14 protein-coding genes are annotated in these 14172 nt (G+C 65.8%); 10 read left to right on the top strand and 4 right to left on the bottom strand.

Features of this window, described 5'->3' with window-relative positions:
- Nucleotides 1-93 precede the first annotated feature (93 nt).
- On the top strand, nucleotides 94-285 hold the full coding sequence (locus ACOYW5_RS20720) for a hypothetical protein (RefSeq protein ID WP_423066768.1): 192 nt from the start codon (nucleotides 94-96) through the stop codon (nucleotides 283-285).
- Here the strand turns inward: ACOYW5_RS20720 and mnmA are convergent.
- Nucleotides 282-1433, bottom strand: coding sequence for a tRNA 2-thiouridine(34) synthase MnmA (mnmA, locus tag ACOYW5_RS20715; RefSeq protein ID WP_423066767.1), 1152 nt, complete (start codon nucleotides 1431-1433; stop codon nucleotides 282-284). The two genes, ACOYW5_RS20720 and mnmA, sit on opposite strands and share 4 nt — an antisense overlap.
- A gap of 226 nt (nucleotides 1434-1659) precedes the next feature.
- Between mnmA and ACOYW5_RS20710 the strand changes: the two genes are divergently transcribed.
- Nucleotides 1660-3474 (top strand): flagellar hook-length control protein FliK, encoded by a 1815-nt coding sequence (locus ACOYW5_RS20710; RefSeq protein ID WP_423066766.1) that lies wholly within the window; start codon nucleotides 1660-1662, stop codon nucleotides 3472-3474.
- An 11-nt stretch (nucleotides 3475-3485) separates the two neighbouring features.
- Nucleotides 3486-4175, top strand: coding sequence for a flagellar hook assembly protein FlgD (locus ACOYW5_RS20705; protein WP_423066765.1), 690 nt, complete (start codon nucleotides 3486-3488; stop codon nucleotides 4173-4175).
- A gap of 125 nt (nucleotides 4176-4300) precedes the next feature.
- On the opposite strand, the gene ACOYW5_RS20700 is transcribed toward ACOYW5_RS20705, so the two are convergent.
- Nucleotides 4301-4864, bottom strand: a complete 564-nt coding sequence (locus ACOYW5_RS20700) for a pyridoxamine 5'-phosphate oxidase family protein (RefSeq protein ID WP_423066764.1) — start codon at nucleotides 4862-4864, stop codon at nucleotides 4301-4303.
- A gap of 225 nt (nucleotides 4865-5089) precedes the next feature.
- Between ACOYW5_RS20700 and ACOYW5_RS20695 the strand changes: the two genes are divergently transcribed.
- Nucleotides 5090-5368: a DUF1153 domain-containing protein gene (locus ACOYW5_RS20695; protein ID WP_055046067.1), complete on the top strand. Its 279-nt coding sequence runs from the start codon at nucleotides 5090-5092 to the stop codon at nucleotides 5366-5368.
- 62 nt (nucleotides 5369-5430) lie between these two features.
- Here ACOYW5_RS20695 and ACOYW5_RS20690 read toward each other — a convergent pair whose 3' ends face one another.
- Together ACOYW5_RS20690 and ACOYW5_RS20685 are read right to left on the bottom strand one after the other, a co-directional pair.
- Nucleotides 5431-6057 carry a glutathione S-transferase family protein gene (locus ACOYW5_RS20690; RefSeq protein ID WP_423066763.1) on the bottom strand — a complete coding sequence of 209 codons (627 nt, stop codon included), beginning with the start codon at nucleotides 6055-6057 and terminating at the stop codon, nucleotides 5431-5433.
- A gap of 8 nt (nucleotides 6058-6065) precedes the next feature.
- On the bottom strand, nucleotides 6066-6692 hold the full coding sequence (locus ACOYW5_RS20685) for a glutathione S-transferase family protein (RefSeq protein ID WP_423066762.1): 627 nt from the start codon (nucleotides 6690-6692) through the stop codon (nucleotides 6066-6068).
- Between the two features lie 152 nt (nucleotides 6693-6844).
- Between ACOYW5_RS20685 and fliF the strand changes: the two genes are divergently transcribed.
- From fliF to flhA, 6 genes are all read left to right on the top strand, one after another.
- Nucleotides 6845-8527: a flagellar basal-body MS-ring/collar protein FliF gene (fliF, locus tag ACOYW5_RS20680; RefSeq protein WP_423066761.1), complete on the top strand. Its 1683-nt coding sequence runs from the start codon at nucleotides 6845-6847 to the stop codon at nucleotides 8525-8527.
- 11 nt (nucleotides 8528-8538) lie between these two features.
- On the top strand, nucleotides 8539-9612 hold the full coding sequence (gene fliG, locus ACOYW5_RS20675) for a flagellar motor switch protein FliG (RefSeq protein ID WP_423066760.1): 1074 nt from the start codon (nucleotides 8539-8541) through the stop codon (nucleotides 9610-9612).
- Complete coding sequence (locus ACOYW5_RS20670; protein WP_423066759.1) at nucleotides 9612-10250, top strand: hypothetical protein; 639 nt, start codon at nucleotides 9612-9614, stop codon at nucleotides 10248-10250. Before fliG ends, ACOYW5_RS20670 begins: the two co-directional genes overlap by 1 nt.
- 38 nt (nucleotides 10251-10288) lie before the next feature.
- Nucleotides 10289-10576, top strand: coding sequence for a flagellar motor switch protein FliN (gene fliN, locus ACOYW5_RS20665; RefSeq protein WP_423069521.1), 288 nt, complete (start codon nucleotides 10289-10291; stop codon nucleotides 10574-10576).
- Nucleotides 10577-10578: 2 nt separating this feature from the next.
- Nucleotides 10579-11946, top strand: coding sequence for a sigma 54-interacting transcriptional regulator (locus ACOYW5_RS20660; RefSeq protein WP_423066758.1), 1368 nt, complete (start codon nucleotides 10579-10581; stop codon nucleotides 11944-11946).
- A gap of 111 nt (nucleotides 11947-12057) precedes the next feature.
- Nucleotides 12058-14121 (top strand): flagellar biosynthesis protein FlhA, encoded by a 2064-nt coding sequence (gene flhA / locus ACOYW5_RS20655; RefSeq protein ID WP_423069520.1) that lies wholly within the window; start codon nucleotides 12058-12060, stop codon nucleotides 14119-14121.
- The last annotated feature ends 51 nt before the right edge of the window (nucleotides 14122-14172 follow it).

Below are 14172 nucleotides of genomic sequence, written 5' to 3'. Positions count from 1 at the left end.
CCCGGCTTTCGCCGGGATGACGACCGCGAGTGGGGTGCCCCGCGACAACCCTTCGCCTTGCCTCCCACCACCCACCGGCGTAACCCAATCCGCATGACCGACGACCCCAACAAGCCGCAAAGCCCCTGGAAGCTCAACTCCGGCCGGATCGTGCTGCTGATCCTCGGCGCGCTGATCCTGACCTACTTCGCCTCCGCCCTGCTCGGCGGCCTCGGCAACTACCAGCAGCTCAAGAAAGCGGCACAGGACGCCAAGGCGCAGACGACAACAACGACCAGCCCCTAGGCCACCAGCGCCTGCGGTACGGCCTCGGCGATGAACCCGCCGCCCAGCACTTCGGTCGTCTCGCTCTCGTCGGCATAGAACACGCAGGCCTGCCCCGGCGAAATCCCGTACTCGCCCGCGAACAGCGTCACGAACACCTCGCCGTCATCCATATGCACGGCACCGGACTGCGGCGGACGCGTCGAGCGCACCTTCACCTCGATCGGCATGCCGTTCCCGGCAGCGAGCGACGCCAGCGACTGCTCGCCCAGCCAGTTCACGTCGCGCAGCCGCACCGTCTTGGTCATCAGCGCCTCGCGCGGCCCGACGACCACCCGGCTCGTCTTGTGATCGAGCTTGATCACATAGAGCGGCTCGGCCGCGGCGACGCCGAGCCCCTTACGCTGGCCGATCGTGTAGTTGATGATCCCGTTATGACGCCCCAGCACGCGTCCATCGAGATGAACGATGTCGCCGCCTTCGAGCGCCTCGGGATGCATCTTGCGGATCACGTCGGTGTACTTGCCCTGCGGTACGAAGCAGATGTCCTGGCTGTCGTGCTTCTCCGCCACTTCCAGCCCGAACTCGCGCGCCAGCTCGCGCACTGCGGGCTTGGTCATGCCGCCGAGCGGGAAGCGCAGGAAATCGAGCTGCTCGGCCGTCGTCGCGAACAGGAAATAGCTCTGGTCGCGGCTGTCATCGACGGGCCGGAACAGCCGCCGCCGCCCGCCCTCGAGCTTGCTCTGCACATAGTGCCCGGTCGCGAGAACATCCGCGCCGAGGTCCTTGGCCACTTCCATCAGGTCGACGAACTTCACGCTCTGGTTGCACGCAATGCACGGCACCGGCGTCTCGCCCTGCCGATAGGCATTGGCGAACGGCTTCATCACCGAGTTCTTGAAGCGCTCTTCGTAGTCGAGCACGTAATGCGGAATCCCCAGCGCCTGCGCCACGCGCCGCGCATCGTGGATATCCTGACCCGCGCAGCAGGCGCCCTTGCGGTGCGTCGCTTCGCCATGGTCATAAAGCTGCAGGGTAACGCCGACGACGTCGTAGCCCTCGCGGGCGAGCAGGCCGGCAACAACGGAGCTGTCCACGCCCCCCGACATCGCGACGACAACGCGCGTGTCTTCGGGACGCTTGGGCAAATCAAGCGAGTTCAATTCCATTTCTCTCATCCGGATGGGTTCAAGGGCCACTTTGGATCGCGGCGGTATAGGCGGGAACGGCGAGCGCGGCAAGCGGCCACCTACCCGGCAGTTTTTGCCGTCCGGCGCAAACATTGCCGCGGCCTCTGGCGTGCCAGAAACATTAAGCAACTGATTTATCTGGCCTATCCCTCCGGCACGCGGCTTGCATCGCTCTCTCCGGAGCATTGTGTCTGGTGAGGCGTACGTGACGGTATCGGTCGGATTTGTACCAACAACGACTCCCGGTGTTGTAACCGGAGGGACGACGGCTGCCCCCGAGGCCGCCACGCCCGAGGGCCTGTTCGCGGCGCTGCTCGCCCTGGTGGTGCCCGGAACCACTGCTGACGCCGCAACTGTTCCCGAGACCATCACTTCGACCGATTTCTCCGCCCTGCTACAGCAGGTCTCCCCGACTGCGACTGGGATAACCGCCGATACCGAAGCTGAGGACGCGCCCGTCGCCGACCCGGCAGTCGAGCTGAGCCCGATCGCCGACTTGCCCAACACCGAACAGGGCAAATCGCTGCTCAAGGACCTGAGCGACGCGCTCATCGCCATCAACGATGCACTCGAAGCCGGCACGCCCGTCGATCCCGCCCTCGAAAAGAAGCTGAGCGAAGCCGTCGACGCGGTCGCCGTCTATCTCGGCGTGACCATCACGCCACCCGCGCCCACGGTCGATCCACGCATCAGCGCGCTTGCCAGCGGCGAAGGCGTGCTGCCCCCGGCCGCCCCTGTTGACCTACCCCCCGAGACTCCGGCTGACGCTCCCGTTGACCTGCAGGCGACGGAACCGGTTCCTACGGCCCCCTCGACGATCGAGGCCGCCCCGGACCCGACCCCGGTCGACGAAGCCGCAGTTCCGGCCGTGCCGGTAGCTGAGCCTGTCGTGGAGATGGCGGAGTCCGTCGAAGTGGCAGCCGAGATCCCCGCAGCCGACGATCTCCCGGCCGATCCGCTAGAGCCGGTCGCACCCGTTGCCGCGGCCCCGGTGCCTCAGGACCCGGAACCCACCACAATGGTGGAGGCGCCCCCTGCCCTCGCCGAACTCGGCCTGCTGATCGGTAAGCTGTCGCAGCGGCTCGAGCCCACCGATCCCGTACTGGCAAAGAAACTCGCCGCGCTCGCCGATGGCCTGCAGTCCGGCACGGTGTCCGACGAGATGCTGGCCGAGCTCGGCATTGACGCCACCGCCGATGATCCCGATCTGGCCCGCGTCATCGAGGCACTGTCCGCATCCAGGCCAGCCGCAAAGCCGGCTGTGGAAGCCCAGCCCTTCACCGTGCCCACCCTGGTACTGCCCGACGCCGTCGCTCCCGCGAAAAAGGCCGCGGAAACCGATACGGCAACCCCGGCCGCGCCCGCCCCGACCAAGCTCGAGCCGGCCCCGGTGGAACTCTCGAAACCTACTTCGGTCGCAGCGGTCGAACGTGACACCAAGCCCATCGACAAGAGCGCTCCGGTCGCCGCCAACACCGCGACGCCGCCGAATACCGACACTTCTCAGACCAGCGCCGCTGCCGCCACCCAGCAACCTGCCGCCGCGCCGGTCGCCCGCACTGTCCACGCCGCCTATCAGGTGCCGGTACAGCAGGTGAACCTGCCGCAGGTTGCCTTCGAGGTCGTCCGCCAGTTCGATGCCGGCAATTCCCGCTTCCAGATCCGTCTCGATCCGCCCGAACTCGGCCGCATCGACGTGAAGCTCGACGTCGACAAGTCCGGTACCGTCAACGCCCGCATGACGGTGGAGCGCCCCGAAACGCTCGACCTGATGCAGCGCGACCAGCGCGCCCTGCAGCAGGCGCTGCAGCAGGCCGGCCTCGACGCCTCGCGCACCAATCTCGAATTCTCGCTGCGCCAGAACCCCTTCGCCGCCCAGGGCGGCATGGGTGACGGACGCGGCCAGCAGCAAGGCTCCGGCGGTGGCGGCAATCTCGGCACCGAGGAAGCCAGCACCGAGGCAGCCACTAGCCTTTACCGCGGCACGGCTACGGCCGGCGGCGTAAACCTGATCGTATAGGAGGCCCCAGAATGGCCATCTCGAGCGTCGGCACCACTTCCAGCAGTTCGTCGGCAACCAGCCGCCAGTCGATCGCGCAGAACTTCGACACCTTCCTGCAGTTGCTCACCACGCAGCTCAGGAACCAGAACCCGCTCGATCCGCTCGATACCAACCAGTTCACCCAGCAGCTGGTGCAGTTCACCGGCGTCGAGCAGCAGCTGAAGACCAACGACTTCCTCGAGGCCATGATGACCTCGGCCCAGACCGCCAACAATTCCCAGGCGGTGAGCTATGTCGGCAAGATCGTCACCGCTTCCGGCACCAAGACCGAACTGGTCGACGGCGAAGCCAAGTGGCACTTCGCGGTCGACAGCAAGGCCGACATCACCGCCACCGTGCGCGATGCCAACGGCAACATCGTCTACACGAAGGCCGGCACGGTGAACAAAGGCGAGAGCGTCTTCACCTGGGATGGCATCGGCAGCGACGGCAAGACCAAGCCCGAGGGCAGCTACACCGTAACCATCGAAGCGCGCGACAGCGCCACCGGCAAGCTGATCAGCGTCGCCACCGAAATGACCGGTGAAGTCACCGGCGTCGACTTCACCGGCTCCGAGCCCGTCCTCATCGTCGGCGGCGCCCGCGTCAACATGTCGGCGATCCTATCGGTCCGCGCCAAGACAGCGGCGGACGAAGCGGCCGAAGAGAGCTCGGTTTAGAGTGTCGATGCCCCGGCACCAGAATACGCCAACCACTGGATGTCATCCGAGGGATTGGCACGATCCAGCAACAGGCTCGACTCTTCACCTCCCCCTTTATGGGGGAGGCCGGGAGGGGGCCGTCTCTATCGGCTTGGCACTTCCCCAAACCCGGTCGGCAACCCATCCATGCTGACCATGTTCTTCTCGGCCCAGTAGTCGACGATCCCGTCCGGCCCCTTGGCTTCAGCCCAGCGGTCCATGGTGTCGCGCTCGCCGACATAGTCCATCAGCGGCACGCCGTAGCCGCAGGAGGTCTTCACCAGGTCGAAATCGAGCCAGGTAATCTGCCGGGCGCCGAGCGGTTCGGTATTGCCGAACTCCGCCGTGAGCAGGCGGGCATACTCCTCGCCGCCGCGCGGGATGATCCTGCCCTTACCGTAGAGCCTCAGGATTAGCGGCGGCCCATCCACCGCGCAGAACATGATCGTCATCCGGCCATCGGCCTTCAGGTGCGCCGCCGTCTCGTTGCCGCTGCCGGTGCGGTCGAGATAGCAGGCCGAATTGTCGCCCATCACCCGGAACTGGTCGGTCGAGCGGGGGGAGATGTTGATGCGCGTTCCGGTCGCCGCCGTGGCAGTGAAGAAGAAGTGCTGCTTACCGATGAACTCGCGCTGGTGCGCGTTCAGCGCCGGGTAGTCCTTGGCCATTTCGATATCCCTTCACGACACGCGATAAACCGGTCTCGCGTCGCATTCGATACAACTTGTGGCCAAGTCTTGAGCAGTCGGCCCGCCGCGCCGACCTCGACAGATGTTAATGACTGCGTATCCATTTCGCCCGGGCTCTTAACGCATTTTAAGTAATGCCTTAGCCGAATTTTAAGCGCGATCCGGTAGCGTTCGGCGTGTGGTCAGGTTGAGTAAGTGAGTACAATGACCGTCCAAATGCGTCCCCGTGTAAAGTACGTAATCGGTCCGGACGGGAGTCCGTTGACGATTGCGGACCTTCCTCCAAAGGACACCCGCCGCTGGGTTATCCGCCGCAAGGCTGAAGTCGTCGCCGCTGTTCGCGGTGGCCTCCTCAGCCTCGAGGAGGCTTGCCAGCGCTATACCCTCTCTGTCGACGAGTTTCTCAACTGGCAGGCCGCCATCGACAAGCATGGCCTCGCCGGTCTCCGTACGACCTGGATCCAGCACTACCGCGAAGGCTGAGCCCTCCGCCCGAAAGTTCCAAGCCCGCCCGGATCCGTCCGCGGCGGGCTTTTTGCATGGGTCTACGGTGTTTCCGCGCTCAGATACTTCGCCCCCTCGGGCGTCGCCTTGAGCGTCTCGTAGTGATCCCGGACAGCCGGCAACTCCTCGCGCGCGAACGGCGTCGAGAACCAGCGGTGCGTGGAAATCGCCAGTGCCAGGTCGGCCACGCTGAGCCGGCGATTGGCGGCGAACCCGCCACCTGACATCAGCCGATCCTCGAGCATCCGCATCTTCGCCGTCCACAGCGCGATCGACGCGGCGATCTTCGCCGGATCATCGAAGCCCGGGTTCCGTGCCAGCAGCGCGCTTACGGCGTATTGCCACGACGGCAGCAGTTCGCTCGCCTGCCACGTCAGCCACTGGTCGACCATGGCATGTTCCTGCACAGCGGCCGGCCACAGCCCACTGCCACGGGACTCCGCGAGATAGCGCACGATCGCGTTGCTCTCCCACAAAACGAGCGCGCCATCGACGATCACCGGCACTGTGCCGTTGGGGTTGAGCGCCAGGAACTCCGGCACACGTGGATCGCGATGCGGCTGCCCCCAGACCTCCTGCACGTAGTCGATGCCGCAGAGGTCCGCCGTCCACAAGACCTTCCGCACATTGCTGGACGTCGTGCGCCCAAGAATCCTCAGCCGGTCCATGCCACCCCCTACGGCGTCTCGGCGCTCAGATACTTCACCCCCTCGGGCGTCGCCTTGAGCATCTCGTAGTGGTCCCTGATTGCCGGAAACTCCTGCCGCTCGAACGGCGTCGAGTACCATCGGTGCGAAGACACCGCGATGGCGAGGTCGGCGATGCTCAGCCGGCCGTTTGCGACATAGCCGCCGCCCTTGATCAGCTGGTTCTCGAGGATCTGCATCCGCACCGTCCAGTTGTTGATCGACTCGGCGATCCGCCCCTCGTCCGTGTACGCCGGATTCTTCCGCATCAGTGCCTGCATTGCATAGCCCCACTGCGCGTTCAGCTCGGCCACCTGCCAGGTCAGCCACTGATCGACCAGCGCCCGCTCCTTCGGCGCCACCGGCCACAAGCCGCTCCGCCGCGTATCGGCGAGGTAGCGCATGATGGCGTTGCTCTCCCACAGGACGAACCCGTCCTCGATGATGACGGGCACCAGTGCATTGGGGTTGAGCGCCAGGTACTCGGGCGATTTCGGGTCGCGATGCGGCATGCCCCAGAGCTCGGTCACGTACTCCGTGCCGATCAGATCCGCCGTCCACAACACCTTGCGCATGTTGATCGATGTGATCCGCCCCAGGATCCGCAAGTCCGCCATGCTCATTCCTCCCTAACCATCACTGGGCAAACCCTGCCGCTTTTCGCATTTTGCGACACGGAGTTAACCCCTTGTTTACCATCCACTGGGTAATTTTTGCCTATGGGCTCGGTGCGTTTGCGCGCACCCAAGAATACAAAGGGTGATCCCGCGTGGACGGGTTACTGCAGTTTTTCAACCGCCTCGGTTTGGCGCGCGTCGCCGCTATGGCCGTAATCGCCGTGCTGATGTTGGGCTTTTTCGCCTTCCTCATCATGCGTGCCTCTGCGCCGTCCCTGGCGCCGCTCTATTCGGGCCTGTCCCTCGAAGACTCCTCCGCCATCGTCACCGAGCTGCAGGCGCAGAACGTGACCTACGAGCTGCGCGGCGACGGCGACACCATACTGGTGCCGCGCGACCAGATCACCTCGATTCGCATGACGCTGGCCCAGGACGGCCTGCCCACCCGCGGCCAGGTCGGCTACGAGATCTTCGACCAGCAATCGACGCTAGGCGCGACGAGCTTCGTTCAGAACATCAACAATGTCCGCGCCCTCGAAGGCGAGCTCGCCCGCACCATCGGCTCGCTTGCCCGCATCAAGAGCGCCCGCGTCCACCTCGTCCTGCCCGAGCGCGCCCTGTTCAGCCGCGAACAGAAGGATCCTACCGCTTCGATCGTCCTCTCGGTCCGCGGCGAACTCTCGGCCGGCGAAATCCGCGCCATCCAGCACCTCGCTGCCTCCGCCATCGAGGGACTGACGCCGAGCCGCGTCTCGGTCGTCGACGATACCGGGCGCCTGCTCGCCTCCGGCGCAGGCAACGGCACCGAGGACGCCCTCGCGTCCGAAGGCGAGGAGCGCACCCTCAGCGTCGAGAACCGCCTGCGCGGGCGCGTCGAGGACCTGCTCGCTAATATCGTCGGCTCCGGCCGCGCCCGCGTACAGGTGTCGGCCGAGCTGGACATGAACCAGCTTTCGAAGACCTCGGAGACCTTCGATCCCAACGGCCAGGTCGTCCGCTCCACCCAGACCCGCGACCTTGCCAACACGGCCAAGGGCGGCGACTCGGGCCAGGTCAGCGTCTCGACCGAACTGCCCGGCGCCACGCCCAATGCCGGCACCGGTTCCACGACCAGCGAGGAAGCCTCGACCACCGAGGAAACCACCAACTACGAAATCAGTAAGACCACCCAGACCGAACTGACCCAGGCCGGCGGCATCAAGCGGCTGTCGATCGCGGTCGTCGTCGACGGCACCTACGTCGCCGACGCTGCCGGCAATTCGACCTACACCCCGCGTACCCCCGCCGAGATCGAGCAGATCACCTCGCTGGTGAAGTCCGCTATCGGGTTTGACGAAGCCCGCGGCGACCAGGTGCAGGTCGCCAACCTCCAGTTCGCCGATCGCCCCGAGCTGACCGCCGGCGGCACCGCCGAAGCCGGTCTCTTCGACTTCACCCGCGACGACCTGATGAACGGCGCCGAAATGGCCGTCACCCTGCTCATCGCCCTCGCCCTCGTCTTCTTCGTCCTCCGCCCGCTGCTGAAGCGCGTGCTCGCCCCCGAGAACAAGACGCTCGCCCTGCCCGTCAGCGCCGAACTGGGTACTCCCGGCGCTCCGAACCTCAGCCAGTTTGGTCCGGACGGCATGACCTCGTCACTGCCCAACCTCAACGGCGAATACACGGTCGAGGACGAGCAGCCGCACAAACCGCCCCGCGATCCGGCCTGGATGAAGAACGCCAAATCGATGGGCGAAGCCCAGGCCAACACGCTCCGCACTGTCGGCAGCCTCGTCGAGGAACACCCCAAGCAGGCCGCGCTGATCGTTCGCGATTGGCTCGGTAGCGCGGCTTAGGACTGATCGACATGGCCACCGCACACCAGACCGACCCGCAACAGGCCCTTCAGAGCGCGCAGCTCGTCGTTGGTGCCAATGCCATGCAGCGCGCCCTGCGCGGCGACGAGAAGGCCGCCGTGCTGCTGCTCGCGCTGGGTCCCGATTTCGGCAGGCCGATCCTCGAAGAGCTCGACGAGATGGAAATCCGCCAGCTCTCGCGCGCCATGGTCAAGCTCGGCCCGATCACCCAGGAAATGCTCGACACCCTGTTCATCGAGTTCGTCACCACGATCTCGTCGAACGGCTCGCTCGCCGGCAACACCGACACCACCGAGCGCCTGCTGCTGAGCTTCCTGCCGCATGATCGCGTCGATTCCATCATGGAGGAAATCCGCGGACCGGCCGGCCGCAACATGTGGGAAAAGCTCTCGAACGTTCAGGAAGACGTGCTCGCGAGCTACCTCAAGAACGAGTACCCGCAGACCATCGCCGTCGTCCTCTCCAAGCTCAACACCGACCATGCCGCCAAGGTCCTCGGCAACCTGCCCGAGGAACTGGCGATGGAGGTCGTACAGCGCATGCTGTCGCTCGATCCGGTGCAGAAGGAGATCCTCGAAAAGATCGAGACGACGCTCCGCACCGAGTTCATGTCCACCCTCAGCCACACCAAGCGCCGCGACAGCCACGAGCAGATGGCCGAAATCTTCAACGCCTTCGATCGCCAGACCGAAGCGCGCTTCCTCACCACCCTCGAAGAGCGCGACCGCGACGGCTCCGAGCGCATCAAGGCCCTGATGTTCACCTTCGAGGATCTCGCTCGCCTCGAGCCCGGTGCGATCCAGACGCTGGTGCAAAAGCTCGACAAGAAGGAACTCGGCCTCGCTCTCAAGGGCGCCAACGAGACCGTCAAGGACGTGTTCTTCGCCAATATGTCGGGTCGCGCCGGCAAGATGCTGAAGGAAGACATGCAGGCGATGGGTCCGGTCCGCCTCAAGGACGTCGACGAAGCCCAGGGCCGCATGGTCGCGACCGCCAAGGACCTCGCCGCCAAGGGCGAGATCGTCATCACCAAGGGCAAGGCCGATGAGGAGATGATCGGCTGATGACCGCCGCGCCCTCCAAATTCACCTTCGACCTCGATCTTGGCCACCGCCAGGAGCGCAACTCGCTGGTGACCGAGACCGCCATGGCCGAGCTGCTCACCGCCGCCCGCGCCGAAGGCATCGCCGCCGGTCGTGCCGAGGGGGAACGCAGCGCCACCGCCAATGCCGCCAAAGCCCAGACCGCCGCCGCCGAAGCGCTCGGCGCCCGCGTCGCTGCCATGGCCGCCGGAATCGACGATGCCAGGAAGCAGACCATCTCCGAAGCCGTCGGTCTCTCGCTGTCGATCGCACGCAAACTTGCCGGCGGCCTGATTGCCCGCGAGCCCACCGGCGAGATCGAGCAGCTGATCGCCGAGTGCATGGCGACGCTCGATGGCGTGCCGCACCTCGTCATCCGCTGCGACCCCCAGCTCGCCGACGCCGTGCGCGATATCGCGACGGGCCGCATGACCACGTCCGGCTTCACCGGCCGCCTCGTCGTTCTCGGCGATCCTGATGTCGCCATCGGCGATGCCCGTATCGAATGGGCCGATGGCGGCGTCGTCCGCGACATCCGCAAGCTCAGCGCCGAGATCGATTTGAAGATCGCCGAATACTTCGCCGCCCGCGGCATCCGTAACGAGGAGACCGAACAATGAGCACCGGAGGGATGAGCCCCGGCGTCGAGTTCGAGGAAATGACCGCGCCCGGCCGCGACGGCCAGTTGCCGCCCGGCGAAAAGAACGCCGCCGACCTCGAAGCGGTCTTCGACGTTCCCGTCCGCATCTCGGTCGTGCTCGGCCGCGCCAAGGTGCCGGTCGCCAACCTCCTGAAGATGGATGTCGGCAGCGTGGTCGAGCTCGACCGGCAGGTCGGCGAGGCCGTCGAAATCTACGTGAACGACCGCCTCGTCGCCCGCGGCGAAATCGTCCTCGTCGAGAACCGTCTCGGCGTCACCATGACCGAAATCATCAAGGCAGCGTGATCATGCGTCTCCTTATCGTCGGGCCGCTCGAAGGCCAGCTCACCACCGCCACCAAGCTCGCCATGGATGGCGGCGCCAAGGTTGCCCACGCCCCGTCGATCGAAATCGCGCTCGCCAGCCTCCGCGCCGGCCGCGGCGCCGACCTGCTGCTGGTCGATGTGATGATGGATATCTCCGGCCTCATCGCCGGCCTCGAGGGCGAACGCTTCGTCATCCCCGTCGTCGCCTGCGGCACCGAGAGCAACGCCGCCGCCGCGGTGAGCGCCATCCGCGCCGGCGCCAAGGAATACATCCCCCTCCCCCCCGACGCCGAGCTGATCGCCGCCGTGATTGCGGCCGTCGCCCGCGAGTCGAGCGATTTCCTCTATCGTGATCCAGCCATGGCCCGCGTGGTCAAGCTCGCCGAGCAGATCGCCCCCTCCGAGGCCTCCGTGCTCATCACCGGCGAGAGCGGCACCGGCAAGGAAGTGATGGCGAAGTACGTCCACTCGCGTTCCAAGCGCGCCGGCCGCCCCTTCATCTCGATCAACTGCGCCGCCATTCCCGAGGCCCTGCTCGAGAGCGAACTCTTCGGGCACGAGAAGGGCGCGTTCACCGGCGCCGTCGCCCGCCGCATCGGCAAGTTCGAGGAAGCCACCGGCGGCACGCTACTACTCGATGAAATAAGCGAGATGGACGTGCGCCTTCAGGCCAAGCTCCTCCGCGCCATTCAGGAGCGCCAGATCGACCGTATCGGCGGCGGCAAGCCCGTGCCGGTCGATATCCGCATCATCGCCACCTCGAACCGCAACCTCAGCGACGCCGTGAAGGAAGGCAGCTTCCGCGAAGACCTGCTGTTCCGCCTCAACGTCGTCAACCTCAAGCTCCCACCCCTGCGCGAGCGCCCGGCCGACGTCTCCGCCCTCTCCGATCACTTCGTCGACAAATACGCCAAAGCCAATGGCCTCGGCCGCCGCGCCCTCTCCGACGAGGCTCGCGCCGCCCTGCTGAAGGCGCCATGGCCCGGCAACGTTCGCGAACTCGAGAACACCCTGCACCGCGCCGTCCTCCTCGCCGGTGGCGAAGTCATCGGACCTGATGCCATCGCCATGCCGGACGGCACCGGCCTCACCGAACTGGTCGCCAACACCTCGCTCGCAACGCAAGCGCGCGAGGCCGCCGAGTCGATCTCGCGCGCCATGGTCGGCCGCACCGTCGCCGACGTCGAGCGCGACCTGATCCTCGACACCCTCGACCACGTGCTGGGCAACCGCACCCACGCCGCCAACATCCTCGGCATCTCGATCCGCACACTCCGCAACAAGCTCAACCAGTACATGGACGAAGGCGTCCAGGTGGCCGGCCCGGGCGAACAGCGGAACGTGGCGTGAGCACCGATAGAGCCTCAATAACTCTCCTACCGGAGCCCACACGTGGCTGACCTCTCTGCCCCCGGCCCCGCCTCCGGCCTCAAGCTCCCGGCCTTCTCGCTCCAGGGCCTGATGAAGTCGCTCGGCTCGTCCGAGATCGGCCTCGCCGTGGGCATCATGGGGATCATCATGGTCCTCATCGTGCCGCTGCCTCCGCTGCTGCTCGATCTGCTGCTGGCCATCTCGATCGTCTTCTCGGTGCTGATCCTGATGACGGCGCTGTTCATCCAGACGCCGCTCGAATTCTCGTCCTTCCCGACCGTGCTGCTGATCGCCGCCATGCTGCGACTCGCGCTCAACCTAGCAACCACCCGCCTGATCCTCTCGGAGGGCCATAACGGCACCGATGCTGCCGGTCACGTCATCGAGGCCTTCGGCGAGTTCATCACCCGGGGCAACTTCGTCATCGGCGTCGTGGTCTTCGCCATCCTCGTCATCGTGAACTTCATCGTCATCACCAAGGGCTCGGGCCGCATCGCCGAGGTCGCGGCGCGCTTCAACCTCGACGCCATGCCCGGCAAGCAGATGGCCATCGACGCTGATCTCAGCGCCGGCCTCATCGACGAAGCCACAGCCCGCAAGCGCCGCGAGACCCTCGAAGGCGAAAGCGCCTTCTTCGGCAACATGGACGGCGCGAGCAAGTTCGTGCGAGGCGATGCCATCGCGGGCCTCCTCATCACGTTCATCAACATCATCGCCGGCCTGATCATCGGCATGCTGCAGGAAGGCCTGAGCTTCGCCGAAGCCGGCCACAACTACACCCTGCTCACCATCGGCGACGGTCTCGTTTCCCAGATTCCGGCGCTGATCGTCTCGACCGCCGCGGGCCTGCTCGTCAGTAAGGCCGGCGTGATCGGTTCGGCCGACAAGGCGCTGGTCGCCCAGTTCACCGGCTACCCCAAGGCGCTCGGCATGTCGGCCGCCGTCATCGGAGCGCTCGCACTGCTCCCCGGCATGCCAATCATCCCGTTCCTCGCCCTCGCCGGCGGTGTCGGCTGGCTCGCCTTCAAGTCGGGCAGGAAGAAGTCCAACGCTACCGACAAGGTTCTGCTCGAAAGCGCCATGGCCGAGGCCCAGCTTCCGAAGCCGTCCGAAGATGCCCCGATCACCGACAGCCTCAAGATCGACGAGCTGAAGCTCGAACTCGGCTACGGCCTGCTATCCCTGGTGAAGGAAGACGACACCGGCACCGATCGGCTCACCGAACAGATCAAGGCGCTCCGCCGTCAGCTCGCGACCGAACTCGGCTTCATCATGCCGCCGGTCCGCATCCTCGACAACATGCAGCTCGAGCCCAACGACTATAAGGTCAAGATCAAGGAGGTCGATTCCGGCCGCGGCCAGATCTTCGCGCACCAGCTCATGGTCATGGATCCCATGGGCCGCGAGATCAACCTGCCGGGCGTCCATACCACCGAACCGACCTTCGGGCTCCCCGCCACCTGGATTGAGCCCGCCCTCCGCGACGAAGCCGAACTCCGCGGCTACTCGATCATCGATCCCTCGACCGTCATCTCGACCCACCTCACCGAGGTGCTGAAGGCCAACGTCTCGGACCTCCTCAGCTACGCCAACGTCCAGTCGCTGCTCTCGGGCCTGCCCAAGGAGCAGCAGAAGCTCGTCGAGGATATTGTCCCGAGCCAGATCTCGGTCTCGGGCGTCCAGCGCGTCCTCCAGACTCTCCTCACCGAGCGCATCTCGATCCGCGACCTGCCGACCATCCTCGAGGGCATCGCCGAAATCGCCGGCCCGGGCCGCACCGCCCAATCGATCGCCGAGCACGTCCGCTCCCGCCTCGCCCGCCAGCTCTGCGCCGCCAACCTCGGGCCGGACGGCAACCTGCCGCTCCTCACCCTCTCGCCGCAATGGGAGCGCGATTTCGCCGAGGCCATGATCGGCGACGGCAACGACCGCCACCTCGCCATGGCCCCCTCGCGCCTGCAGCAGTTCATCATCGGCGTCCAGCAGGGCTTCGAGAACGCCGCTCAGCAGGGCGAAATCCCGGTCCTCATCACCAGCCCCGGCATCCGCCCCCATGTCCGCGCCATCATCGAACGCTTCCGCCCGCAGACGGTGGTGATGAGCCAGAACGAAGTCCACCCGCGAGTGCGGCTGAAGACGATCGGCAGTATCTAGCTAACTCGATCTGACCGTACCCACCGGCAGGCACCTCCCCCTTAAAGGGGG

This window comes from Devosia sp. CN2-171 (genome assembly GCF_049354815.1).
Taxonomy (GTDB): domain Bacteria; phylum Pseudomonadota; class Alphaproteobacteria; order Rhizobiales; family Devosiaceae; genus Devosia_A.
Note: the sequence above shows the minus strand (reverse complement) of the source record. Positions and strands in the feature narration are given on the sequence as shown.

Coding starts and splice junctions, on each gene's coding strand:
- ACOYW5_RS20690 (WP_423066763.1), bottom strand. CDS start 6,057: ATGGACCGGCTGAGGATTCTTGGGCGCACGACGTCCAGCAATGTGCGG.
- fliG (WP_423066760.1), top strand. CDS start 8,539: ATGGCCACCGCACACCAGACCGACCCGCAACAGGCCCTTCAGAGCGCG.
- ACOYW5_RS20670 (WP_423066759.1), top strand. CDS start 9,612: ATGACCGCCGCGCCCTCCAAATTCACCTTCGACCTCGATCTTGGCCAC.
- ACOYW5_RS20720 (WP_423066768.1), top strand. CDS start 94: ATGACCGACGACCCCAACAAGCCGCAAAGCCCCTGGAAGCTCAACTCC.
- mnmA (WP_423066767.1), bottom strand. CDS start 1,433: ATGGAATTGAACTCGCTTGATTTGCCCAAGCGTCCCGAAGACACGCGC.
- ACOYW5_RS20700 (WP_423066764.1), bottom strand. CDS start 4,864: ATGGCCAAGGACTACCCGGCGCTGAACGCGCACCAGCGCGAGTTCATC.
- ACOYW5_RS20660 (WP_423066758.1), top strand. CDS start 10,579: ATGCGTCTCCTTATCGTCGGGCCGCTCGAAGGCCAGCTCACCACCGCC.
- ACOYW5_RS20695 (WP_055046067.1), top strand. CDS start 5,090: ATGACCGTCCAAATGCGTCCCCGTGTAAAGTACGTAATCGGTCCGGAC.
- ACOYW5_RS20705 (WP_423066765.1), top strand. CDS start 3,486: ATGGCCATCTCGAGCGTCGGCACCACTTCCAGCAGTTCGTCGGCAACC.
- fliN (WP_423069521.1), top strand. CDS start 10,289: ATGACCGCGCCCGGCCGCGACGGCCAGTTGCCGCCCGGCGAAAAGAAC.
- flhA (WP_423069520.1), top strand. CDS start 12,058: ATGAAGTCGCTCGGCTCGTCCGAGATCGGCCTCGCCGTGGGCATCATG.
- ACOYW5_RS20685 (WP_423066762.1), bottom strand. CDS start 6,692: ATGGCGGACTTGCGGATCCTGGGGCGGATCACATCGATCAACATGCGC.